The organism is Amycolatopsis sp. NPDC047767 (genome assembly GCF_040704195.1).
Taxonomy (GTDB): domain Bacteria; phylum Actinomycetota; class Actinomycetes; order Mycobacteriales; family Pseudonocardiaceae; genus Amycolatopsis.
This window is the reverse complement of sequence record NZ_JBEYSJ010000005.1, coordinates 357,285-380,018: the sequence shown is the minus strand read 5'-3', so window position 1 is coordinate 380,018 and position 22,734 is coordinate 357,285. Positions and strand designations below refer to the sequence as shown.

Annotated in this window: 20 protein-coding genes; 8 read left to right on the top strand and 12 right to left on the bottom strand. The window is 69.6% G+C overall.

Features of this window, described 5'->3' with window-relative positions; all coding sequences use genetic code 11:
* Window positions 1-12: 12 nt before the first annotated feature.
* Together ilvN and AB0878_RS12780 are read right to left on the bottom strand one after the other, a co-directional pair.
* Complete coding sequence (ilvN, locus tag AB0878_RS12785) at window positions 13-519, bottom strand: acetolactate synthase small subunit (RefSeq protein WP_220237608.1); 507 nt, start codon at window positions 517-519, stop codon at window positions 13-15.
* Entirely contained in the window at window positions 516-2,420 is a 1,905-nt protein-coding gene (locus AB0878_RS12780; RefSeq protein WP_366579323.1) for an acetolactate synthase large subunit, read from the bottom strand. Before AB0878_RS12780 ends, ilvN begins: the two co-directional genes overlap by 4 nt.
* 333 nt (window positions 2,421-2,753) lie before the next feature.
* Here AB0878_RS12780 and AB0878_RS12775 point away from each other — a divergent pair, with 333 nt between their 5' ends.
* Entirely contained in the window at window positions 2,754-3,290 is a 537-nt protein-coding gene (locus AB0878_RS12775) for a PH domain-containing protein (protein ID WP_366579321.1), read from the top strand.
* A 72-nt stretch (window positions 3,291-3,362) separates the two neighbouring features.
* Window positions 3,363-5,207, top strand: coding sequence for a dihydroxy-acid dehydratase (gene ilvD / locus AB0878_RS12770; RefSeq protein WP_366579319.1), 1,845 nt, complete (start codon window positions 3,363-3,365; stop codon window positions 5,205-5,207).
* 157 nt (window positions 5,208-5,364) lie between these two features.
* On the opposite strand, the gene AB0878_RS12765 is transcribed toward ilvD, so the two are convergent.
* Both AB0878_RS12765 and AB0878_RS12760 read right to left on the bottom strand, forming a co-directional pair.
* The gene (locus AB0878_RS12765; protein ID WP_366579317.1) at window positions 5,365-5,940 is read right to left on the bottom strand and encodes a DoxX family protein; all 576 of its coding nucleotides are present in this window, start codon (window positions 5,938-5,940) and stop codon (window positions 5,365-5,367) included.
* 67 nt (window positions 5,941-6,007) lie between these two features.
* On the bottom strand, window positions 6,008-6,916 hold the full coding sequence (locus AB0878_RS12760; RefSeq protein ID WP_366579316.1) for a 2-hydroxyacid dehydrogenase: 909 nt from the start codon (window positions 6,914-6,916) through the stop codon (window positions 6,008-6,010).
* Window positions 6,917-6,974: 58 nt separating this feature from the next.
* Between AB0878_RS12760 and AB0878_RS12755 the strand changes: the two genes are divergently transcribed.
* The gene (locus AB0878_RS12755; RefSeq protein WP_366579314.1) at window positions 6,975-8,189 is read left to right on the top strand and encodes a PQQ-dependent sugar dehydrogenase; all 1,215 of its coding nucleotides are present in this window, start codon (window positions 6,975-6,977) and stop codon (window positions 8,187-8,189) included.
* A 999-nt stretch (window positions 8,190-9,188) separates the two neighbouring features.
* Here the strand turns inward: AB0878_RS12755 and AB0878_RS12750 are convergent.
* Genes AB0878_RS12750 through gatC form a run of 4 tightly spaced genes read right to left on the bottom strand, consistent with a single transcriptional unit; the run spans window position 9,189 to window position 13,023 of the window.
* Entirely contained in the window at window positions 9,189-9,707 is a 519-nt protein-coding gene (locus AB0878_RS12750; protein ID WP_366579312.1) for a hypothetical protein, read from the bottom strand.
* On the bottom strand, window positions 9,708-11,213 hold the full coding sequence (gene gatB / locus AB0878_RS12745; RefSeq protein ID WP_366579310.1) for an Asp-tRNA(Asn)/Glu-tRNA(Gln) amidotransferase subunit GatB: 1,506 nt from the start codon (window positions 11,211-11,213) through the stop codon (window positions 9,708-9,710). It lies immediately after the preceding gene.
* Complete coding sequence (gene gatA, locus AB0878_RS12740; protein ID WP_366579308.1) at window positions 11,210-12,727, bottom strand: Asp-tRNA(Asn)/Glu-tRNA(Gln) amidotransferase subunit GatA; 1,518 nt, start codon at window positions 12,725-12,727, stop codon at window positions 11,210-11,212. Before gatA ends, gatB begins: the two co-directional genes overlap by 4 nt.
* A complete protein-coding gene (gatC, locus tag AB0878_RS12735) occupies window positions 12,724-13,023 on the bottom strand; it encodes an Asp-tRNA(Asn)/Glu-tRNA(Gln) amidotransferase subunit GatC (RefSeq protein WP_364055905.1) in 300 nt (99 codons plus the stop codon). Before gatC ends, gatA begins: the two co-directional genes overlap by 4 nt.
* 221 nt (window positions 13,024-13,244) lie before the next feature.
* On the opposite strand from gatC, the gene AB0878_RS12730 reads away from it, so the two are divergent.
* Window positions 13,245-13,898, top strand: coding sequence for an amino acid-binding protein (locus AB0878_RS12730; RefSeq protein ID WP_285969701.1), 654 nt, complete (start codon window positions 13,245-13,247; stop codon window positions 13,896-13,898).
* 414 nt (window positions 13,899-14,312) lie between these two features.
* On the opposite strand, the gene AB0878_RS12725 is transcribed toward AB0878_RS12730, so the two are convergent.
* The 4 genes from AB0878_RS12725 to AB0878_RS12710 are packed head-to-tail and all read right to left on the bottom strand — an operon-like array spanning window position 14,313 to window position 18,792.
* Complete coding sequence (locus AB0878_RS12725) at window positions 14,313-14,804, bottom strand: GNAT family N-acetyltransferase (RefSeq protein WP_366579306.1); 492 nt, start codon at window positions 14,802-14,804, stop codon at window positions 14,313-14,315.
* The gene (gene ligA, locus AB0878_RS12720) at window positions 14,797-16,974 is read right to left on the bottom strand and encodes an NAD-dependent DNA ligase LigA (RefSeq protein WP_366579304.1); all 2,178 of its coding nucleotides are present in this window, start codon (window positions 16,972-16,974) and stop codon (window positions 14,797-14,799) included. Before ligA ends, AB0878_RS12725 begins: the two co-directional genes overlap by 8 nt.
* Window positions 16,975-16,985: 11 nt before the next feature.
* Window positions 16,986-17,708: a hypothetical protein gene (locus AB0878_RS12715; protein ID WP_366579302.1), complete on the bottom strand. Its 723-nt coding sequence runs from the start codon at window positions 17,706-17,708 to the stop codon at window positions 16,986-16,988.
* A gap of 46 nt (window positions 17,709-17,754) precedes the next feature.
* Entirely contained in the window at window positions 17,755-18,792 is a 1,038-nt protein-coding gene (locus AB0878_RS12710) for a methionine synthase (protein ID WP_366579300.1), read from the bottom strand.
* Between the two features lie 133 nt (window positions 18,793-18,925).
* Here AB0878_RS12710 and AB0878_RS12705 point away from each other — a divergent pair, with 133 nt between their 5' ends.
* The 4 genes from AB0878_RS12705 to AB0878_RS12690 all read left to right on the top strand — a co-directional run bounded on the left by AB0878_RS12705 (window position 18,926) and on the right by AB0878_RS12690 (window position 22,730).
* The gene (locus AB0878_RS12705; protein ID WP_366579299.1) at window positions 18,926-19,630 is read left to right on the top strand and encodes a scramblase; all 705 of its coding nucleotides are present in this window, start codon (window positions 18,926-18,928) and stop codon (window positions 19,628-19,630) included.
* Window positions 19,631-19,736: 106 nt separating this feature from the next.
* Window positions 19,737-20,780 (top strand): MBL fold metallo-hydrolase, encoded by a 1,044-nt coding sequence (locus AB0878_RS12700; protein ID WP_366579297.1) that lies wholly within the window; start codon window positions 19,737-19,739, stop codon window positions 20,778-20,780.
* Between the two features lie 54 nt (window positions 20,781-20,834).
* Entirely contained in the window at window positions 20,835-21,287 is a 453-nt protein-coding gene (locus AB0878_RS12695) for a GNAT family N-acetyltransferase (RefSeq protein ID WP_366579295.1), read from the top strand.
* 162 nt (window positions 21,288-21,449) lie between these two features.
* On the top strand, window positions 21,450-22,730 hold the full coding sequence (locus AB0878_RS12690) for a DUF222 domain-containing protein (RefSeq protein ID WP_366579293.1): 1,281 nt from the start codon (window positions 21,450-21,452) through the stop codon (window positions 22,728-22,730).
* Window positions 22,731-22,734: the final 4 nt, after the last annotated feature.

The window sequence follows — 22,734 nt, the reverse complement described above, 5'->3', positions numbered from 1 at the left end:
ACTTCTCAAGAATCAGCGGGGCGAGGTGGCGGTGATCGAGCGGGCCCCGCGACCCACCGCGACCATGCCGGACTGCACGAGCTCACGGATGCCGTACGGCTCGAGCATGCGCAAAAGTGCGCCGATCTTGTCCGATGTCCCGGTCGCCTCGACGGTGAGCGCCTCCGGGGACACGTCCACCACCTTGGCACGGAAGAGCTGGACGGTCTCGAGGACCTGGCTGCGCACGGTCGCGTCGGCCCGGACCTTCACGAGCAGCAGTTCACGCTGCACCGCGCTGGACTGTTCCAGCTCAACGATCTTGATCACGTTGACCAGCTTGTTGAGCTGTTTGGTCACCTGTTCGAGCGGTAGCTCTTCAACGGCGACCACGATCGTCATGCGGGACACCTCGGGGTTTTCCGTAGGGCCCACTGCGAGGGACTCGATGTTGAATCCGCGGCGGGAGAACAGGCCGGACACCCGGGCGAGCACGCCGGGCTTGTTCTCGACCAGCACGCTCAACGTGTGGACGGTCATCGGTCTTCTCCTTCCGCGGCGGCTTCGGCGGCTTCGAGGGTCTCGACGGCTTCCTGCGAAACCTCGTCGTCGTCGAACAGCGGCCGGATGCCGCGGACGGCCATGATTTCGTCGTTGCCGGTGCCCGCGGCCACCATCGGCCACACCTGGGCATCCTTCCCCACGACGAAATCGATCACGACGGGGCGGTCGTTGATCTCCATCGCGCGGCGGATCGTCGCGTCGACGTCCTCCTTGGTCTCACAGCGCAACCCGGCGCAGCCGAGGGCCTCGGCCAGCAGCGTGAAGTCGGGGATGCGGTGCTTGTGGGTACCGAGGTCGCTGTTGGAGTACCGCTCCGAGTAGAAGAGGCTCTGCCACTGCCGGATCATGCCGAGGTTGCCGTTGTTGATCACGGCGACCTTGATCGGCGCACCCTCGATGGCGCACGTGGCGAGCTCCTGGTTGGTCATCTGGAAGCAGCCGTCGCCGTCGATCGCCCACACCTGCGTGTCGGGCAGGCCGAACTGCGCGCCCATGGCCGCCGGGACGGCGAAGCCCATGGTGCCGAGGCCACCGGAGTTGATCCACGTACGCGGCTTCTCGTACTTCACGAACTGCGCGGCCCACATCTGGTGCTGGCCGACGCCCGCGGTGAAGACCGCGTCGGGACCGGCGAGCTCGCCGATGCGCTCGATGACGTACTGCGGCGACAGCGAACCGTCGTCCGGCCACTCGTAGCCGGCCGGGTAGGTGTCGCGCCACGAGTCGACCTGCGTCCACCAGTCGGTGAGGTCCGGCCGCTGCCCGTGCTCGAACTCGGCCTTCACGGCGGCGATCAGCTCGCCGATGATCTCGTTGCAGTCGCCGACGATCGGCACGTCCGCCTTGCGGTTCTTGGAGATCTCGGCCGGGTCGATGTCGGCGTGGATCACCTTCGCGTCGGGCGCGAACGACGACGTCGCGCCGGTGACGCGGTCGTCGAAGCGGGCGCCGAGGGCGATCAGCAGGTCGGACCGCTGCATCGACGCGACCGCGGCAACGGAGCCGTGCATGCCGGGCATGCCGACGTGCTGGGGGTGCGAGTCGGGGAACGCGCCGCGCGCCATCAGCGTGGTGGCGACCGGGATGCCGGTCAGCTCGGCCAGCTCCAGCAGCTGCTGCGACGCCTCGGCCTTGATCACGCCGCCGCCGACGTAGAGGACGGGCCGGCGCGCGTTCGCGATGAGCTTCGCGGCTTCACGCACCTGCTTGCCGTGCGGGCGCAGCGTCGGGCGGTAACCCGGCAGGCGCATCTCCGGCGGCCAGGAGAACGAGGTCATCTCCTGCAGCACGTCCTTGGGAATGTCCACCAGCACCGGGCCGGGTCGGCCCGTGATCGCGAGGTGGAACGCCTCGGCGATGGTCCGCGGGATCTCCGCCGGATCGGTGACGAGGAAGTTGTGCTTGGTGATCGGCATGGTGATGCCGCAGATGTCGGCTTCCTGGAACGCGTCGGTGCCAATGAGCGCACGCGACTGCTGCCCCGTGATGGCGACGACCGGCACGGAGTCCATGTTGGCGTCGGCCAGCGGGGTGACGAGGTTCGTGGCGCCCGGGCCCGACGTCGCCATGCAGACGCCGACCTTGCCGGTCGCCTGGGCGTAACCGGTGGCGGCGTGGCCGGCGCCCTGCTCGTGGCGGACGAGGACGTGACGGACCTTGGTGGAGTCGAGCAGCGGGTCGTACGCCGGGAGGATGGTGCCCCCGGGAATGCCGAAGACGACTTCGGCGCCGACGGCCTCGAGCGAGCGGACGAGCGACTGCGCGCCCGTGACCCTTACCGGGGTTCCCGCCGGCGGCGCCGGCTTCGGACGTGCTCCGGGGACACCGGGCGCGGTCGGCCCGGGCTTCGCGTCGCTGCGCGACGTGGCACTGGTCATCGGTTCTGCCTCGTGGGTTCTCGGTGTCACTCGTTCGGGTTGTCTGTGGCCGTACAGCCGGTCGGAATCCGGTTCTACGCAACAAAAAACCCCCGCCGACCGTAAGGTCGCACGAGGGTCGCGCGTCGACGCAGCGGACTCTTCCTAAGCGTCGACGCGCTGAGGAAGTACGAGGCCGGTCTGCGTTGTCACGGCGCTGACGTTAGACCGGCGTCCGCGCGAGTGTCAACTCTGCGAGACGGCGGTTCCGCATGCTGGACCGCCAGTACTGCCCTGCGGGCGGCCTCGCGACCCCGGCGCAAGCACGCCGGAGACGCGGTGCACCATTCATTGGTGGCCGAAAAAGAGCAGGACCAGCGCGCGGACGAAGGCCGGAAGGCCGTGTTCAAGATCCCCAGCACGGCGTACATGGCGATCGCGCTCCTGACCGTGTGTGTGACACCGATCGCACTCGGGGAGATCAACGGGCTGCAATGGCTGTACATCTTCCCGATCGCGCTGTTCGTCTTCGTCGTGCGCACGCGTACCGTCGCGACGCGCGAGGGCCTGGCCGTGCGGACGGTGTTCGGCAAGCGCGACCTTCCGTGGTCGGCGCTGAAGGGGCTCGCCATCACCGGCAGGGCGCGCGTACGTGCCGTGCTGGGCGACGACACACAGGTCACGTTGCCCACTGTGCGGACGCGCCACCTTCCGGTGCTCGCGCTCGTGAGCGAGGGGAAGATCAAGGACCCCTCGGGTGTGCTGAGTGACGAAGAGCTCAAGCCGGCCGCGGAAAAAGCCGCCGCGAAGCCGGCCGAGAAGGCCCCGGAGCAGGCTTCCGGCACCGGTCCCGCCGAGACCGGCGGTTCCGCGGCCGAACCCAGTGAGTAGAATTGGTAGGACCAGTTTGCGGAGCAGTCTCGTGACTCCGCCTGGACCAGCCTTCTGACCTGGGAGAATGCCGTGCCGCACCTCCGTTCCCGGACCACCACCCACGGCCGCAACGCGGCGGGCGCGCGCTCGCTCTGGCGCGCGACCGGGATGACCGACAGCGACTTCGGCAAGCCGATCGTCGCGATCGCCAACTCCTACACCCAGTTCGTGCCCGGCCACGTCCACCTCAAGGACCTCGGCGAGATCGTCGCCGAGGCCGTGAAAGAAGCCGGCGGCATCGCACGCGAGTTCCACACGATCGCCGTCGACGACGGCATCGCGATGGGCCACTCGGGCATGCTCTACTCGCTGCCCTCACGCGAGATCATCGCGGACTCCGTGGAATACATGGTCAACGCGCACCAGGCCGACGCCCTCGTCTGCATCTCCAACTGCGACAAGATCACACCCGGCATGCTCAACGCCGCCATGCGCCTCAACATCCCCACCGTGTTCGTCTCCGGCGGGCCGATGGAAGCCGGCAAGGCCGTGGTCGTCGGCGGCGTCGCCCAGGCCCCGACCGACCTGATCACCGCGATCGCCGCGTCGGCGAGCAGCGAGGTCGACGAGGACGGGCTGACCGAGGTCGAGCGTTCGGCCTGCCCGACCTGCGGGTCGTGCTCCGGCATGTTCACCGCGAACTCCATGAACTGCCTCACCGAGGCGCTGGGCCTGTCACTGCCCGGCAACGGCTCCACGCTGGCCACGCACGCCGCGCGCCGCGAACTGTTCTCCGGCGCCGGGCGCACGGTCATCGACCTGTGCAAGCGCTGGTACGGCGAGGACGACGCCTCCGCCCTGCCCCGCTCGATCGCCACCCGGGAGGCCTTCGAGAACGCGATGGCGCTCGACATGGCCATGGGCGGCTCGACCAACACCGTGCTGCACATCCTCGCCGCCGCACAGGAAGGCGAAGTCGACTTCACCATCAGCGACATCGACGCCATCGGCCGCCGCGTGCCCTGCCTGTCGAAGGTCGCACCGAACTCCGACTACCACATGGAAGACGTCCACCGCGCCGGCGGCATCCCCGCCATCCTGGGCGAGCTGTACCGCGGTGGCCTGCTGAACACCGGCGTCCACTCGGTCCACTCCCCCGACCTCGACTCGTGGCTGAACGAGTGGGACATCCGCGCGGAGTCTCCGTCGGAGAAGGCGGTGGAGCTGTTCCACGCGGCGCCGGGCGGGGTGCGCACGACCAAGGCGTTCTCGACCGAGAACCGCTGGTCGTCGCTCGACACCGACGCCGCCGGCGGCTGCATCCGCGACGTCGAACACGCGTACACGAAGGACGGCGGCCTCGCGATCCTGCGCGGCAACCTCGCCGAGAACGGTGCCGTGATCAAGGCCGCCGGCATCGACGAGGACCTGTGGCACTTCGAGGGCCCGGCGCGGGTGCTCGAGAGCCAGGAGGAGGCCGTGTCGGCGATCCTCAAGAAGGAGATCCAGCCGGGCGAGGTGCTGGTCATCCGCTACGAGGGCCCCGCCGGCGGGCCGGGCATGCAGGAGATGCTGCACCCCACCGCGTTCCTCAAGGGCTCGGGCCTGGGCAAGAAGTGCGCGCTGATCACGGACGGACGCTTCTCGGGCGGTTCGTCGGGCATCTCCGTCGGCCACATCTCCCCGGAGGCGGCGGCGGGCGGTCTGATCGGCCTGGTGGAGAACGGCGACCGCATCGTGCTGGACATCCACGAGCGGCGCCTCGAGCTCCTGGTCGACGCCGAGATCCTGGCGGAGCGCCGGTCCAAGATGGAAGCGTCGGAGCGGCCGTGGCAGCCGAAGGAGCGCGAGCGCCCGATCACGGCGGCGCTGCGCGCGTACGCCCGGATGGCGACCTCAGCCGACACGGGTGCGGTGCGGGACCCGAACAAGTGAGTCTTCGCTCGCGATTCAGAGTGCGGGAGGGCCGTCCACCTGGAGTGGGCGGCCCTTTTCGTTTGTTGCTGCTAGTGGTTCTCGACCGGCGAGGGCCGTCCACCCGGTGCGGGTGAACGGCCCTTTCCGCTGTTGCCGCCGAGTGGCGAACCGCAGGTCAGCGCGTCAAAACGATGACCACGACCGACGCCGCCGCGGCCAGGAGCAGCGAGACGATGCCGAGGGGTAGCGGCCGCTTGCGCCACGGCGTGTTCTTCTCCAGGGAGATGCGGCCGGCGCCGGTGAAAATGAGGGCGAGGGCGACGATGCCGATGAGGAGCTCGAACTCCCAGCCGCGGCCGTCGCCCTCGAAGAAGCCGCCGTGGAACTTCGCGTAGACGGCGTTCGCGGCGACGCCCAGGATGCCGGCGGCCGCGAGCGGCGTGAAGAGGCCGACGAGCAGCAGCGCGCTGCCGCCGACCTCGACGATGCCGGTGATCCAGGACAGCAGCGTCGTCTGCTTGTGGTAGCCGAAAGTCTCGAGCACGTGCGCGAATCCCGTGATCCCGGGTCCGCCGAACGCGCCGAACAGGTGCTGCAGGCCGTGGGCGCCCACGATCACGGCCAGCCCGACGCGCAGGATCAGCAGACCGAGACCGAGGCCGCCCTGGCGCACTTCGTCGTCGTTGTTGCTCGTCGAGTCCTCGACCCCGGACAGCAGGCCGGTCTGGTAGTCGTCCCCTTGACTGGTCACGCGCGAAGGGTAGGGGATACCGACCCCGGCCGCGAGCGAGCGCGCCGAGGTCAGGGGCCTCTTCGCGTCAGTATTCGCCGTGCACGATGTTGTCGGGCAGCTCGCCGCCCGCGTACCGCGCGATCTCGGCCGCGGCGACGGCGTACGAGCGTCGCCGCACACCGGCGACGGCCCCGCCGACGTGCGGCGTGAGCAGCAAGCCCGGCGCGTGCCACAGCGGGTGGTCGGCCGGCAGCGGCTCGGGGTCCGTCACGTCGAGCGCGGCGCGCAGGCGGCCGGCGGTGAGCTCGGCGAGCAACGCTTCGGTGCGCACGACCGGTCCCCTCGCGGCGTTGACGAGGACGGCGCCGTCGGGCATCGCGGCGAGGAACTCGGCGTCGACCATGCCCCGCGTGCGCGACGTGAGGGGGACCATCAGCACCACGATGTCGTGGTGGGGCAACAGTTCGGGCAGCTCGGCGACGCCGTGGACCCCGTCGCGCGCCGACATTCCGACCATCGTGCAGCGGACATCGAACGGCTCGAGCCGGCGCCGCAGCTGCCGCCCGAGATCTCCGGCGCCGACGATGAGCGCGTGCTGGCCCTGGAGCGTCTCGGCGGAGCGGCGTTCCCAGTGGCGTTCGCGGTGGGCGTCGGCGAAGACGTCCAGCTTCCGGTACATCGACAGCAGGACGGCGACGACCCACTCGGCCGTGCTGCCGCCGTGGGCGCCGCGGCAGGTGGAGAGCAGGACGCCGTCGGGGAGCTTGCCGACCCAGTCCTCGGCGCCGGCGGACAGCAGCTGCACGAGCTTGAGGTTGGGCAGCTCGCGCCACAGCTCGTCGCCCGCCGGGTGACGACCGGGGATGAGGACCTCCGCCTTCGCGGCTTCGGGCGGCACCGGGTCGCCCCACTGGTAGCGCACGGCCTGCACCTTGGGGAGCTCCGAGAGCGCCTCGACACCCTCGTCGTCGGGGACCAGCACAGTCAGCGTCATGATCGCCACGTTAGCCACTTACTCCGCGCTCACGCGGGGGCACCTAGGCTGGAGCATCATGCGTACCCGGTACCGGTGGTCGGCGCCGCTGGCCCTCCTCGCCTCGGGCGGACTCCTGCTGTCGGGCTGCGCGCGGTTCGACGACACCGCGGCCGGCCAAACGTTCAGCGCCGCCCCTGTGCCCAGCCCCGAGTCGCCGCCTCAGGTCCAAGACCCGGGCGACCCGTCGGGCGACGGCCAAGGCGGCGTGGGCCGCGGTGGTCAGCAGCAGTCGCCCACGCCGATCCCGCCGCCGCAGGGGTGCAAGGACTTCGACAAGGCCGTGATCGCCACGTGTTTGGACACCGTCGCGGCCGTGGCCGGCCTGCCGGGCGACGGCTCGACGCCTGCGGCTCTCGCCGGTGAACGGAAATCGGGCCGCGTGGTCCTCGCCACGGCCGGCCGAGACGCAACGCCGTTCGCGCAGCTCGACGTCGACGCCACGGGTGACGGCGGCCTCACCTCGCTGGCGCTGTCGCCGAGCTACGTCGAGGACCAGCTGGTGTTCGCCTACATCACCACGGCGACCGACAACCGCGTCGTGCGCTTCGCGAAGGGCCAGCCGCCGAAGCCGGTGCTCACGGGCATCCCGAAGGGCGCGACCGGCAACCGCGGCGCCCTCGTCGGCGACGGCCGCGGCTCCCTCCTCGTCGCGACGGGCGACGCGGGCAACCCCGCGTCCGCCGCCGACCCGAAGTCGCTGGCGGGCAAGGTGCTGCGCATCGACACGTCGGGCGCCCCGGCCGCCGGCAACCCGACCGCGGGCTCCGCCGTGTACGCCTCGGGCCTCCACGCCCCCGGCGGCCTCTGCACCTCCCCCGACGGAAAGCGCGTGTGGGTCACCGACCAGACCTCCGGTCCCGACGCGCTGTACCGCGTCCAGGCGGGCCAGGCCCTGTCGACGCCCGCGTGGACTTGGCAGGACAAGCCGGGCGTCCGCGGCTGCGCCGACTTCGCCGACCAGAACGGCATCCTCGGCATCGCGTCCTCCGTCGGCCTGCAGAACCTGCCGGTCAACCCGGACGGCGCCGTCACCGGAAAGCCGAGCGTCAGCCTCGACGGCAAGGGCAAACCCCCCACGACGTACGGCCGCCTCGCCGCCATGAGCATGATCAGCCCCCAACTGGCAGTCGCCGGCACCACCAACAAGGACGGCGGCAAACCCGTCTCCAGCGACGACCGCGTCGTCCTCATCACCATCGTCCAAACCGACGGCGGCCCGGGGAAGGACTGAGGTCCGGCTTCGGCCTGAGCTGGGTGTTTGTGGTTGTCGCCGTTGAGCGGCAACGGCTGGTGGCGGGCTGGTCCCCAGCCCGCTTGTTGCCTGAGCCGACAGCCCGTCGCCATCCACCCACGACCACCCGGCCTCCGCACCACCTCTCGCTGGCGCTTTCGCCGTTCGGCGGCGATGGGTCGCCCTACCTCGGCACCGCCCTGGTCACCGCACCTCGACCGCCGTGGTCGCCGCTCAGGGGCGAACCGCGGTCGCTGCTCAGGGACAGCGCCCTCGCCGTTCCGCTTCGAGCCGGCAGTCGCCGTTCATCTGCGAACTCCAGTTGCGGCTTCGCCGGCCGAGCGGCAGTCGCCATTCAAAGGCCAGCGCCCGGGTCGCACTTCCGGCGAAGTGGCAGTCGCCGCTTACTGGCGAATCACATCGCCGTTCACGGCTGAAGCGGCAGTCGCCACCCGGCGGCCATTCCCCCACGAAGCAGCAGTCACCGTTCAGACGCGAATCGCTGTGCACTTCACAAGCGAAGCAGCGGCAGTCGCCGGTCAGTGGCAAGCCTCCATTGTCGCTCTCAGCGGACCACCAGTCGCCACTCAACGGCGAATCCCAGCTGCCGCTCCAGACGAGCCACCGCTCGTCACTCAACGGCCAATCCCCGTTGCCGCTCGAGGCGAGCCGGCAGTCGCTGTTCAGCAGTGAATCGCGTTGTCGTTCAACCGCGAGCCAGCACTCGCCCCTCAACGGCTAATCCCCGTTGCCGCCCAAAGACGACTCGGCAGTCGCCGCTCAACGGCGAGGCCGCGCCGCCGTTCCCAGGCGTGCCGCCCGTCGCCGCTCAACGGCGAGGCTCCGTTACCGTTCCCGCGCGAGCCGCCAGTCGCCGTTCAGCGGCGAATCCCCGTTCTGGTTCCCGCGCAAGCCAGCTGTCGCCGTTCAGCGGCGAGGCGCGTTTACGCCCCAGGCGAACAGGCCGTCGCCGTTGAGAGGCGACGGCGAGTTCGCCCCTTAGCGGCGATACCGCGGAGCCCGACTTTCCGCCCGCGCAGCCCGGATGTCCAGGATCGAGGCGGCGATGGACACCAGCGCGGCGAGCAACGCGACGTACCGGCCAACCCCCGGGTTGATCATCACACCGGCGGTTTCCAGGAACGCCCGCTGGTCGCTGTCGAAAACCCAGTCCAGCGTCGTCCAGCCGATGACCATGAGCAGCAGCGCGGCGAGGCCCGCGACGAGCCACAGGTGCGGCAGGCCGCTGACCCGGACCTTCCGAACCTGCCCGAAGAACACCACCACCAGGCCGACCAGCACGAGCACCAACGGCGGGAACCACGAAAAGAAGTCCGAGTGCCAAGCCGATCGCACGACGTCGTCGTGGGGCAGGGAGTTGAAGGCGTCACGGACGTCGGCAGTGGCCGTGTCGGCGGTGAGGACCGTCCAGGGAAGGAACACCGCAACGAGCGCGAGCAGCCCGGCCCCCAGACCGAGCCACTCGCGCCACGTAACGCGTTTGATCGAGAACGCCACTCAGGAACCGACGCGCTCGATGATGAGCTCGCGCACGCGCTTGGCGTCGGCCTGGCCCTTGGTGGCCTTCATGACCGCGCCGACGATCGCGCCCGCCGCGGCGACCTTGCCGCCGCGGATCTTTTCGGCGACGTCCGGCTGTGCGGCCAGCGCCTCGTCGACGGCGGTGATCAGCGCGGAGTCGTCGGAAACGACCTTCAGCCCGCGCTTGTCCACCACCTCGCGCGGCGAACCCTCGCCCGCGAGCACGCCCTGCACGACCTCCTTGGCGAGCTTGTTCGTCAGCTCACCCGAGGACACGAGCCCGATCACCTCGGCCACCTGCACCGGCGTGATCGCCAGCTCGGAGAGCTCGACCTCGCGCGCGTTGGCCTCCTGTGCCAGCGTGTTGACCCACCAGCCGCGGGCCTCGTCCGGCTTCGCGCCGGCCTCGACCGTGGCCGCGACGAGGTCGACGGCGCCGACGTTCAGCAGGTCGCGCAGCGCTTCGTCCGACAGGTTCCACTCGGTCTGGATCCGCTTGCGCCGCTCGGCCGGCATCTCCGGCAGCGTCTTGCGCAGCTCCTCGACCCACTCACGCGACGGCGCGATCGGCACCAGGTCGGGCTCCGGGAAGTACCGGTAGTCCTCCGCGGTCTCCTTGGTGCGCCCGCCGGACGTGGTGCCGTCGGCCTCCTGGAAGTGCCGCGTCTCCTGCTTGATCGAACCGCCGCCCGCGAGAATCGCCGCCTGGCGGGTCATCTCGTACCGCACGGCGCGCTCGACGCTGCGCAGCGAGTTGACGTTCTTCGTCTCCGTGCGCGTGCCGAACTCGGTGGCGTCCTTGTCCATCAGCGACACGTTCGCATCGCAGCGAAGGGACCCCTGGTCCATGCGGACGTCGGACACGTCGAGCGCGCGCAGCAGGTCGCGCAGCGCCGAAACGTACGCGCGCGCCACCTCCGGCGCCCGCGCGCCGGTGCCCTCGATCGGCTTGGTGACGATCTCGATCAGCGGCACGCCCGCACGGTTGTAGTCCAGCAGTGAATAATCCGCGCCGTGGATCCGGCCGGTCGCGCCGCCCATGTGCAGCGACTTGCCGGTGTCCTCCTCCATGTGCGCGCGCTCGATCTCCACGCGCACGACCTCGCCGTCGTCGAGCGTGACGTCGAGGTAGCCGTTGAAGGCGATCGGCTCGTCGTACTGCGAGGTCTGGAAGTTCTTCGGCTGGTCCGGGTAGAAGTAGTTCTTCCGCGCGAAGCGGCACCACTCGGCGATCTCGCAGTTGAGCGCCAGCCCGATGCGGATCGCGCCCTCCACGGCCTTGCCGTTCACCACGGGCAGCGCGCCGGGCAGGCCGAGGCAGGTGGGGCACGTCTTCGTGTTCGGCTCGCCGCCGAACTCGTTGGCGCAGCCGCAGAACATCTTCGTCTTCGTGTTGAGCTCGACGTGGACCTCGAGCCCGAGCACCGGGTCGAAGCGCTCGACGACGTCGGCGTAGTCCATCAACTCGGCCACGGCAGTCACTTCGTTCCTCCCAGCTCCGGGACCTGGTGCACGAGCGACCCGCCGGCGGCGGCGTCGCGTGCGGCCTCGTAGGCGGCGCCGACGCGGTAAAGCCGGTCGTCGGCGAGCGCCGGGGCCATGATCTGCAGGCCGACCGGCAGGCCGTCCTCGTCGGACAGTCCACTCGGGACGCTCATCGCGGCGTTGCCCGCGAGGTTCGACGGGATGGTGCAGAGGTCGGCGAGGTACATCGCCATCGGGTCGTCCACGCGTTCGCCGATCTTGAACGCCGTGGTCGGCGTCGTCGGCGACACGAGCACGTCCACCTGCTCGAACGCGGACGTGAAGTCCTGCGTGATGAGCGTGCGCACCTTCTGGGCCGAGCCGTAGTAGGCGTCGTAATAGCCCGACGAAAGCGCGTACGTGCCCAGCATGATCCGGCGCTTCACCTCGGCGCCGAAGCCCTTTTCGCGCGTCAGGGACATGACTTCTTCGGCGCTGTGCGTGCCGTCGTCGGCCACGCGCAGGCCATAGCGCATCGCGTCGAACCGTGCGAGGTTCGACGACGCCTCGCTCGGCGCGATCAAGTAGTACGCGGGCAGCGCGTAGACGAAGTGCGGGCACGAGACCTCGACCACTTCGGCGCCCAGCGCGCGAAGCTGCTCGACGGCGGCCTGGAACGACCGCAGCACGCCGGCCTGGTAGCCGTCGCCGGCGAACTCCTTCACCACGCCGACGCGCACGCCCTTGAGGTCGCCATTGGCCCCCTCGCGCGCCGCGGCGACGACCGGTGGGACCGGTGCGTCGATCGACGTCGAGTCCATCGGGTCGTAGCCGGCGATGACCTCGTGCAGCAGCGCGGCGTCGAGCACCGTCCGCGCGCACGGGCCGGCCTGGTCGAGCGACGACGAGAAGGCGACGAGGCCGTAGCGCGAAACCCCGCCGTACGTCGGCTTCACGCCGACGGTGCCGGTGACGGCGCCCGGCTGGCGGATCGAGCCGCCGGTGTCCGTGCCGATGGCCAGCGCGGCCTCGAACGCCGCGATCGACGCCGACGAGCCACCGCCCGAACCGCCCGGGATGCGGGCGTGGTCCCACGGGTTGTGCGTGGGGCCGAAGGCGGAGTTCTCCGTGGACGAGCCCATCGCGAACTCGTCCATGTTCGTCTTGCCGAGGATGACGACGCCCGCTTCGCGCAGCCTGCGCGTGACGGTCGCGTCGTACGGCGGGATCCACCCTTCCAACGTGCGCGAACCGCACGTGGTGGGGATGCCCTCGGTGGTCAGCACGTCCTTGAGCGCCAGCGGCACGCCCGCCAGCGGCGACGCGGGCTGCTCCCCCGCGGCCAGCTTCTCGTCGACGGACTTGGCCGCGCCGAGCGCGCCTTCCGTGTCGACGTGCAGGAACGCGTGGACGTGGTCGTCGACCTCGGCGATCCGGTCCAGGTGTGCCTGGGTGACCTCGACCGCGGAGACCTCACGCGCGTGGATCTTCGCCGCCAGCTCGGCGGCGGTCAGCTTGACGAGTTCACTCACTGTTCTTCTCCCAGAATCCGCGGCACCCGGAACCGGCCCTCCTCGGCGGCCGGCGCGCCGGCCAGTGCCTGCTGCTGCGTCAGGCAGGGGCGGAGCTCGTCCTCGCGGAAGACGTTCGTCAGCGGCACGGAGTGCGAGGTCGGCGGGACGTCAGCCGCGGCGACCTGGCTCACCTTCGCCACCGAGTCCAGGATCTGGTCGAGCTGGCCCGCGAAGACGTCCAGCTCGTCATCGGTGACGGCCAGCCTGGCCAGCTTGGCGAGGTGCGCGACCTCGTCTCGGGAAATGTTGGGCACGCGGGTGACTCCCGGGGTGTGCTGTGCGGGTGCGGTCGGAAGCTGCAAGTCTATGGTGGCGGCGCCGGACGGCTCGACCGGGTTATGGCCGGACCTGCTGCGACCCGGGGTGTCCCGTTCGCCGGACAGCGGTCCCCAAGAAGTACCCGGTCTGTCACAATCGGCGCCCGGTTACCGCGTTCCGCGACAAGGCGGAACGCCTGAGGCGAGAGGGGCGTGTGGTGTCGTTCCTGCTGCGGGTCCAGCTTCCGGACTCCCCCGGCACCCTCGGCGCCGTCGCGACGGCGCTCGGCACCGTCGGCGCCGACATCCTCAGCGTCGACGTCGTGGAGCGCGGCGGCGGGGTCGCCATCGACGACCTCGTGGTCGAGCTCCCGTCCGGCCGCCTGCCGGACGCCCTCATCACCGCGGCCGAAAGCATCGAAGGCGTCGAGGTCGACGCCGTCCGACCGTACGCCGGGATTCTGGACACCCACCGCGAGCTGGAGCTGGTGGAGGAGATCGCCGCGCAGCCGAAGTCCGGGCTGGACCTGCTGGCCGAGGGGGTGCCGAAGATCATCCGCGCCGGCTGGGCCGTCGTCGTGGAGCACCGGGAATCGGGCACGCGCCGGCTGGCCTCATCGAGCGCGGCGCCGGAGAACCCGTTCACGGACCTGCCCTGGCTGCCGCTGGAGCGTGCCACCGTCCTCGATGGTGAAGAGGACTGGATCCCGGAGACGTGGAAGGAACTGGGCACGGAGCTGGCGGCGACGCCGCTGGGCAAGCCGGGCAAAGCTCTTCTCGTGGCCCGGCCCGGTGGTCCCAACTTCCGTGCCGCGGAGGTCGCCCGGCTGGCGCACTTCGCCGGCATCGTCGCTGTCGTCCTCGACGGCTGAGCGGAATTCTTCGCTGACCTGGGTTTGCCGCGGAACGGCGATGGCTTCGTGCGGGGAGCGACGGTCCTCTCAGGGCCGACTTTCCTAGCGTTCGACCGTGTCGCCGTTGAGAAGCGACGACACCTCATCCGGTAACGCCGACCAGTCACGCGTGAGCTGTGAGCTTGGCCGCCCGTCGACGACACCGATCTGTGGTCTCGCCATCTCGCGGCAACACCAAGAGCCGGCGAACCACAACCTCTCGACGCTCAGGCCATTCGCCCGACTGCCGCCGACGCGCTGTCGAGAGCCTCATCACCTCGGCGATCCGCCACCACAATCAGGCAGGCGTCCGACCCTGCCCACGCGCCCGGTTCCAGTCCCGCCCAACCCGTCGCCACTCAGCGGCAAAAAACCCTGACCAGCCCAAACCCCTTACAAATCGTACTCATACGCGATCAAGCTGACATTCGGCAACGGCCGCCAATCCCGCTCCGGCAATCGCCGAAACCCGATGCGCTCGTACAGCCGATGAGCCGTCCGCATCCGATCGAGACTGCTCAGCACGACCTTCCCCAGCCCCAACTCGCGCGCCCGCTCCAGCACCGCCCGCGTGAGCGCCTCGCCGATCCCACGCCCCCGCGCGGCACCGGTGACGGCCAGCATCCGGAACTCCAGCTCTCCCTCACGCGAGATCTCCGCGTACGAGGTGCCCGGTCGCACCACCGCGACCGTCCCGAGGACCGCGTCGCCCTCCGCAGCCACCAGCAGCTCGGCGTGCTCCGCCCGGTGGGCGACGTCGCGCAGCTCCTTCTCGTACCCGACCTCGTCGGAGAGCAGGCCGTCCAGGCGGTACGCCTCGACCGTCAGCTCCCCCACCGCCGCGAACTCCTCGGCCCGCGGCGGCCTGATCTCGACGTCACCCATCCGACGGCTCCCCGGCCGCCTCCTCGCCGGCGACGGTGTCCAGGGCCACCTCGGCGGCCTCGTCCGGGCCCCGCTCCAGCAGCACGCGGAAACCGTCCTCGTCGAGCACTGGCACCTTCAGCTGCACGGCCTTCTCGTACTTCGACCCCGGCGCTTCGCCCGCGACGACGAACGCCGTCTTCTTCGACACCGACCCCGCCGCCTTGCCGCCGCGGGCCATGATGGCTTCCTTGGCCTCGTCGCGGGAGAACCCGTCGAGCGAACCCGTGACCACGATCGACAGCCCCTCGAGGTGGCGTGGGATCGAGTCGTCGCGTTCCTCTTCCATCCGCACGCCGGCGCGTCGCCATTTTTCGACGATCTCCCGGTGCCAGTCGACCTCGAACCACTCCTGCACGGCGTGCGCGATGGTCGGCCCGACGCCGTCGACGTCGGCGAGCTCCTCCTCGCTCGCCTCCTCGACCCGCTGGATCGACCCGAACTCGCGCGCCAGCGCCTGCGCCGCCGTGGGCCCGACGTGGCGGATCGACAGCGCGACGATCACCTTCCACAAGGGACGGTCCTTCGCCGCGTCGAGGTTCGCGAGGAGCTTGTGCGCGTTGGCCGAGAGGTCGCCGGCCTTGGTGCGGAACAGTTCCACCTCGGACAATGCGTCCTCGCTGAGGTCGAACACGTCGCCCTCGTCGGCGACCACGCGCGCGTCGAGCAGCGCGACGGCCGCCTCGTACCCGAGCACCTCGATGTCGAACGCGCCGCGCCCGGCCAGGTGGAGCAGCCGTTCCCGCAGCTGCGCGGGGCAGAAACGGGTGTTCGGGCAGCGGATGTCCTTGTCGCCTTCCTTCTGGTAGGCGAGTTCCGTGCCGCATTCCGGGCAGTGCGTGGGCATGACGAACTCGCGCTCGTTCCCCGTTCGCGCGTCGACGACCGGTCCCATCACCTCGGGGATGACGTCGCCCGCCTTGCGGATCACGATGCGGTCGCCGATCAGCACGCCCTTGCGCTTGACCTCTTCCGCGTTGTGCAGCGTCGCGCGCGCCACCGTCGAGCCCGCGACCTTCACCGGTTCCGTGACGGCGAACGGCGTGACGCGCCCCGTGCGCCCGACGCCCACCTGGATGTCGAGCAACGTCGTGATCGCCTCTTCCGGCGCGTACTTGTAGGCGATCGCCCACCGCGGCGCGCGCGAGGTGGTGCCGAGCCGGCGTTGCAGCGCGACCTGGTCGACCTTGATCACGACGCCGTCGATCTCGTGTTCGGCATCGTGCCGGTGCTCGCCCCAGTACGCGATGTGGTCGGTGAGCTCCTTCGCCGTGTGCAGCACGCGCGTGTGCGGCGAAACGGGCAGGCCCCACGCCACGAGCGCGTCGTACGCGTGCGACTGCGTCACCGGCTCGAAGCCCTCGCGCTTGCCCAGACCGTGGCAGATCAGCCGCAGCCGGCGTTCCTTGGTGATGCGCGGGTCCTTCTGCCGCAACGACCCCGCGGCCGTGTTGCGCGGGTTCGCGTACGGCGGCTTCCCCGCTTCGACCATCTTCGCGTTGAGCTCCAGGAAGTCTTCGACGCGGAAGAAGACCTCGCCGCGCACCTCGATGAGCTTCGGCACGGGGAACTCGTCGGTGCCGGTGAGCTCGTCGGGGACCTGCTCCAGCGTGCGGATGTTGAGCGTGACGTCCTCGCCCGTGCGGCCATCGCCGCGGGTGAGGCCGCGCGTGAGCTTGCCGTCCTCGTAGAGGAGGTTAATGGCCAGGCCGTCGATCTTCAGCTCGGCCAGGTACTCCGTGGAGCCGATCTCCTTCTCGACGCGCTCCACCCAGGTGAGGAACTCGTCGGTGTCGAAGACGTTGTCCAGGCTCAGCATGCGTTCGAGGTGGTCGTACGCGGTGAACTCGGTGGAGAACGTGCCGCCGACGTTCTGCGTCGGCGAATCCGGCGTGACCAGCGCCGGGTACTCGTCTTCGAGCCCCTGCAGCTCGCCGAGGAGCGCGTCGAACTGCCCGTCGGAGACGATGGGCGAGTCCAGCACGTAGTAACGGAACTGATGGCCGCGGACGTCCTCGGCGAGGGCGGCGTGGCGTTCGCGCACGTCGGCGGGAACGTCGGTGACGTCCTGCACCTCCGCTGCCGGTTCGGCGGGGGCGGCCAGCTGGTCGTGGGGAAGGTCGCTGCTCACGGGTGGTAACCCTAGCCGGAGGTGCCGACAGTTTCGTCCTCTTGGCCGTTCAGACCCCGGACCAGGTCACGGAGCTGCAGGAGGCTGATCGTGCCCTCCGGCTCCGCCTCCGCGGTCTCGACGCGGCGTAGCCGTTCGGCGGCGACGCGCTCACCGAGCGTGGCATCCAGCGGGAGGAAGGTCATGGTGGTGCGCGCCGCCGGCTCCAGGTCGGCCAGCGCGGGGTGGTAGACGGCCACGTCGACCACGTCCTCGTCCACCTGCGCGACGACACGCACGTCGGCCAGCGAGATGCGGTGGTCGCCGAGGTTCACCGTGACCTCGGTCGGGTCCGGGACCGGCGGCACCGAGTCGTGGTGCTCCCAGATGGCGTCGTCCGGCGGGGCGGCGGCCTTCCAGGCATCGGTGAACGGCCGCAGCTCCGGGTCTTCCTGGCCGGTGACCACGAGCGCGTAGATGGCCTGATGGCCGCGTTCGAGCGAGAAGTGCAGCCGCGGGTGCAGAGCCTCGACCAGCACGCAGAGATCGTGCTCGACGCGGTGCGGTTCGCGGTCGCCCAGGGCCGCGTTGACCTCCGGGAGCAGCTCGAACCAGCCTTCCCAGAACTTCGCCGCGGCCGCCTCGACGTCCGACGGCACGGCCTGAACCGGCCACGGCGTGCGCGGGTCGGGCGGCGCGGCTTTGCCATCGGTGTCGGCGCCGGTGCGGGCAGCGCGGCGGCGGAACAGGCCCATGGAACATCCCCCGTTGTCGATCGTTGCCCGCCACGCTACCGCGCGCTCACCACGTCTCGGGCGGCTCCACGAAGGCCTTGCCGAGGTCACGGGTGAGGGCGAGGGCACGGCGCATCCACTCGTTCGTGGCGCCGGCCATCCCGCAGGTCGGCGTCGGGACGGCGCTTTGGGCCAGGATCGATCGGTTGAAGCCGAGGCGGTCCACGAGCCTGAAGGCGGGGTCGGCGACGTCCTTGAGCGTCGGGCGCGTACCGGGGTCCGTCGCCGGGACGAGGCCGAGGAACAGCGAAGTGCCGCTGTCCCACGTTTCGCCGATCGCGTCCAGCGTCTCGGCCGACGCCTTGCCGAGCAGCGTGACGTCGAACGCGATGGCGTCCGCGCCGGCCGCCCTGAGCAGCGCGAGCGGCGGCTTCGGCGCGCAACAGTGCACGACGACGGGCTGGTCCGTGATCGCCCGCACACCCTCGATCATGGTCGACAGGAGCTCTCGCGCCTCCGGCTCGGGCACGGCCGACACGTTCCCGTAGCCCGACGGCGTCGACAGACTCCCGGCAAGCACCGCCGGCAGCGACGGCTCGTCGATCTGCACGACGATCGGTGCCCCGATCCGCGCCTTCAGCTCCGCGACGTGCTGGGCCAAGCCGTCCAGCAGCGAGGACGTGAAGTCCCGCAGCGCGCCGCGGTCGGTGAGCACACGATGCCCACGCGGCAGCTCGATGCCGGCACCGAGCGTCCACGGCCCGGCCACCTGCGTCTTGAACACCGGCGGCACAACGCCCGCTTTTTCACGCGCTTCCTGCACGGCATCGAGATCCCACTGCAGCAGGTCCCGCCCTCGCCGGTGATCGTGCCCAGGCCGCCCCGCGACGCGGTACCCGCTCGGCACCACCTCCACGGCCAGGTCGACGAGCAACGCCGCGGTGCGACCGAGGATGTCGGCCCCCACCCCACGCCCCGGCAACTCCGGCAGGTGCGGGAAGTCGGGTAGCTCGCCGAACACCACGGCGGCCGCCTCGGCCGGGTCCGCCCCGGGCATCGAGCCGATCGCGGTCGCCGCGCCGTCGGGCCAAGCTCGTTCAGTCACGGGGCGAATTCTCGCCGAACCCACCCCGATGCCTCCCACCGCCCTCGCCGGGGTCACCCGAGTGAGCCGGACATTCGCCGCATATCCCTTTGCCAGCACCGAATTCGCGGAGACAGCGATACTCTGGATGGCCATGACGAGCTCCTCGCCACCACCGCCGGGCCGGCACCCCGACGAGGTGAGTCCCACCCGGCTGGGCCGGTGGGACGACGAGCCGCGCATCCCCGAACGCCGCTACCCGGGCCGCTCCTTCGGCGGGACCCTGTTCACCGAAGCGGTCCTCATCGTCAGCCGACGCGCCGAGGTCGTCGAGACCACCGAGGAATACAGCGTCTTCGACCGCGACGGCACCCGCGTCGGCGGTGTGGCCGACGTCAGCCAAGGGTTCCTCCACAAGGCCGCGCGCCTGTTGCCGAAATACGACCAGTACGTCACCCACAAGTTCGAAGTCCGCGACGCCAACCACAGCACGGTGCTGAAAGTGGCGAGGCCGGCCAGGGACCTGCGCACCCGCTTCGTCGTCACCCGCGCCGACGAAACCCCGATCGGCGAAATCGTCCCTGCCCGCGCCCAGGGCGACACCCGTTTCACCTTCGTCGTCGACGGCCGCACCGTCGGCCGCGTCGCGGCCACCGGCAGCCAAGCGTGGGACGTGGCCATCAGGAACCACGCCGACACCGAGGTCGCCCGCGTCAGCCGCGCGCCGTCCGGGCCCTCGCCGATCGCCGGCGACACCTACCTCGTCGAAATCCCAGACCAGCTGCCCGAACCCCTGGCCAGCATGGTCGTCGCCACAACGCTCACGATCGACACGGCCCTCACCCGCCAGACCACCTGACCACGTGACCGTTGTCTCAGGCCGCCCAGGTGGACACCGCGCCGGTGACGGCCCAATGTGAGGCGAAAGGCCGGGACGCCGGAGTCCTGCCTGGACGGAGGTCGCCGTGGAGCCGTTGCCCGAAGACAGCAACCGGAACTGGACAGAAGCCGGGGTCTACGAAGTGGCCGCCGGCGTCTACCGGATCCCGTTGCCGTTGCCGAACGACGCCCTCCGCGCAGTGAACGTCTACGCCGTCACCGATGGCACCACCCTCGCCCTCGTCGATTCCGGCTGGGCCCTCACCGAAGCGCGCCAGCTCCTGGCCGAGGCGCTCAAGGGCATCGGCGCCGAACTCGGTGACGTGCGCGAGTTCCTCGTCACCCACGTGCACCGCGACCACTACACCCAGGCTGTCGCCCTTCGGCGCGAATTCGGCAACAAGATCTCCTTGGGCCAGTTGGAGGAACCTTCGTTAAAGGTCACCGCCGACCCGGACCAGCTTCCGATGCACGCCCAGATCGAGCTCCTTCGCCACTCCGGCGCCGACGAAGTCATCGCCGCTCTGGGGCGAATGTTCGCCGACGTCCCCAGCCGCACCGACCTCGACCTGTGGGAGGACCCGGACGAGTGGCTCACCCCGGGCCGCCGCCAGGTCCTGCCGAACCGCCAGCTCGAAGTGGTCCACACCCCTGGCCACACCACCGGCCACGTCGTTTTCCTCGACGACGCCGCAGGCCTGTTGTTCTCGGGCGACCATGTCCTGCCCCACATCACACCGTCGATCGGCTTCCAACCGGTGCCGGCCGAGTTGCCGCTCAACGACTACCTCGACTCACTGCGCCTGGTCCGTGCCCTGCCTGACCAGCGCATGCTGCCGGCCCACGGCCCGGTCGCGGACAGCGTGCACAAACGCATCGACGAGCTGCTCGAACACCACCGCCAGCGCCTCGAGACGATGGCCGCCCAAGTCGACGCCGGAGCCAGCACCGCGTTCGAAACAGCCAGCCGGCTGGGCTGGACCCGACGTGGCCGCAAACTGTCCGAAATGGACGCGTTCAACCAGATGCTCGCCGTCCTCGAAACGGGCGCCCATCTCGACCTCCTGGTCTCGCAGAACAAGCTGACAGTCCAGCAGATCGATGGAGTTCGCCACTACCGGACGAACTGATCTCCTGACAACAGCAGCGACAACGACGTCACCCACGCTGGAATACTGATCACCATGCCCGGTATCACCGTAAGGAAAGCCCGCCGCGACGACGTCGAAGCCATCGTGCGCATGCTCGTCGACGACCAACTCGGCGCGACCAGGGACTCAGCCGACGACCTCGAGCCCTACCTGCGCGCCTTTGATGCCATCGACGCCGATCCGCAACAGCTTCTGGTCGTGGCAACGTCGAACGACGAACCCGTGGCGACGCTGCAACTGACGATCATCCCCGGTCTCGCTCGTCATGGCGCCCTCCGCGGGCAGATCGAAGCGGTGCGGGTCCGCAGCGACCACCGAAGCGCCGGCGTCGGCGGAGACCTCGTCCAATGGGCCATCGACGAGTCGCGGCGGCGCGGATGTGCCCTGGTACAGCTCACCTCCGACACTTCCCGGATCGCAGCCCACCGGTTCTACGAACGACTCGGTTTCGTGGCCAGCCACACCGGTTTCAAGCTGCACCTCTGACCTTTCCTCCGACTGCCATTCAGCACAGGTCTCCCCTGGCCGCCGCTACGCCCGACGACTCCACGTTGCCACAAATCAAACGTGACGCCAAGAAAAGTGCGCGAACGGCCCGTTCGTGCCATTTTGATGACCACGCACCCACTGATGCGTATCGTCGCCGCCATGACCAAATCGAAGTCGGCGACCACAGTCACCGACGATTCCAACAGCCCCGAAACCGCCGATCTCGACTTCCTTCTCCGTGCTATGCAAGGGAATCTCGAGATTTTCGAGCGCTTGCAGACGGGGCAGCTCATGCAGGTGGCCAAGGACGCGAGTCACCAGATCGCCCGACTTCAAGCGCTTCAACTCCACTGCCTCGCCGGGCTGCGCAGACGAAGATCGGACGCCCGAGAACTGGCGTCTGAAGTAGCGTTGACCTTGCACCTCACGGACAACCGCGCCGGCGCGATGATTTCCGCGGCCGAGGCGCTGGCGAGCCGACTTCCCAGGACCTTTCGCCTCATGGACAGCGGGTTCGTCGACCTGTATCGCGCCATGAAGGTCACTGAAGGCACCGTGTGGCTGTCCGACCATCACGCCCGGATCGTCGACACCCTGCTGGAAGACCGCCTGTCCGACAAGAACCCGACGCAGATCCGCAAAGCCACTGCGTACGCCGCGATGAAAACCGACCCCGAAGGCGCGGCGAACCGCGTCACGCAACGGCGCGCTGAACGCCGGGCCGTCCTGCACCACCAGTCCGAGGGCATCTCGCAGTTGTCCATCGACAATGCGCCCACGGAGAAGGCCACTGCCGCTTATCTCCGTATCGACAAAATCGCCCGGACTCTCAAGACAAGCGACGAGAAGCGGACTCTCGACCAGCTGCGCGCGGACGTCGCGCTCGACCTCCTCCTGACCGACAAGGGCGGCGCCGCCGAGCAGGCCGAGGTTTACCTGTACGTCGATCTCCAGACTTACCTCGGGCTCAATGACAACCCAGCCGAGATGGCCGGGCACGGGCACGTTCCGGCCGAGGTTGCTCGGCACATCGCGACCGGCCCCAACACGACGCTGCGGCGGATCATCACCGACCCGCTCACCGGGCAGGTGATCGAAGTCGGCAAGTTCCGTTACCGGCCGAGCATCGACGTCGAGGAGTTCGTACGGGTCCGGGATCGAGAGTGCCGTCAGCCCGGGTGCCCGCGGCCCGCGCACAACTGTCTGACTGAACCGACGCCGACGAAGGCCGATTCGGCAACCGACGCCGATGAGACGCTGAGCTACTGCATTCGCCACCGACGTCTCAAGAATCGAGCCGATTGGAAGTATCAGGTCATCGAGGACGGAAAGCTCGTCATCACGACGCCGACCGGCCAAACGGTCGAGAGCGTCCCGCCACCGCTGCATGAGCCTGACCAGCAGGTCAAGCAGCCCTTGGAGACGCGCAAGGGAGCTTGAGCGA

Excerpts from the sequence above, each read along its gene's own strand:
- ilvN (WP_220237608.1), bottom strand. The coding sequence starts at position 519 with ATGACCGTCCACACGTTGAGCGTGCTGGTCGAGAACAAGCCCGGCGTG.
- AB0878_RS12780 (WP_366579323.1), bottom strand. The coding sequence starts at position 2,420 with ATGACCAGTGCCACGTCGCGCAGCGACGCGAAGCCCGGGCCGACCGCG.
- AB0878_RS12760 (WP_366579316.1), bottom strand. The coding sequence starts at position 6,916 with ATGACGCTGACTGTGCTGGTCCCCGACGACGAGGGTGTCGAGGCGCTC.
- AB0878_RS12755 (WP_366579314.1), top strand. The coding sequence starts at position 6,975 with ATGCGTACCCGGTACCGGTGGTCGGCGCCGCTGGCCCTCCTCGCCTCG.
- AB0878_RS12725 (WP_366579306.1), bottom strand. The coding sequence starts at position 14,804 with ATGGGTGACGTCGAGATCAGGCCGCCGCGGGCCGAGGAGTTCGCGGCG.
- AB0878_RS12715 (WP_366579302.1), bottom strand. The coding sequence starts at position 17,708 with ATGGGCCTGTTCCGCCGCCGCGCTGCCCGCACCGGCGCCGACACCGAT.
- AB0878_RS12705 (WP_366579299.1), top strand. The coding sequence starts at position 18,926 with ATGACGAGCTCCTCGCCACCACCGCCGGGCCGGCACCCCGACGAGGTG.
- AB0878_RS12695 (WP_366579295.1), top strand. The coding sequence starts at position 20,835 with ATGCCCGGTATCACCGTAAGGAAAGCCCGCCGCGACGACGTCGAAGCC.
- AB0878_RS12690 (WP_366579293.1), top strand. The coding sequence starts at position 21,450 with ATGACCAAATCGAAGTCGGCGACCACAGTCACCGACGATTCCAACAGC.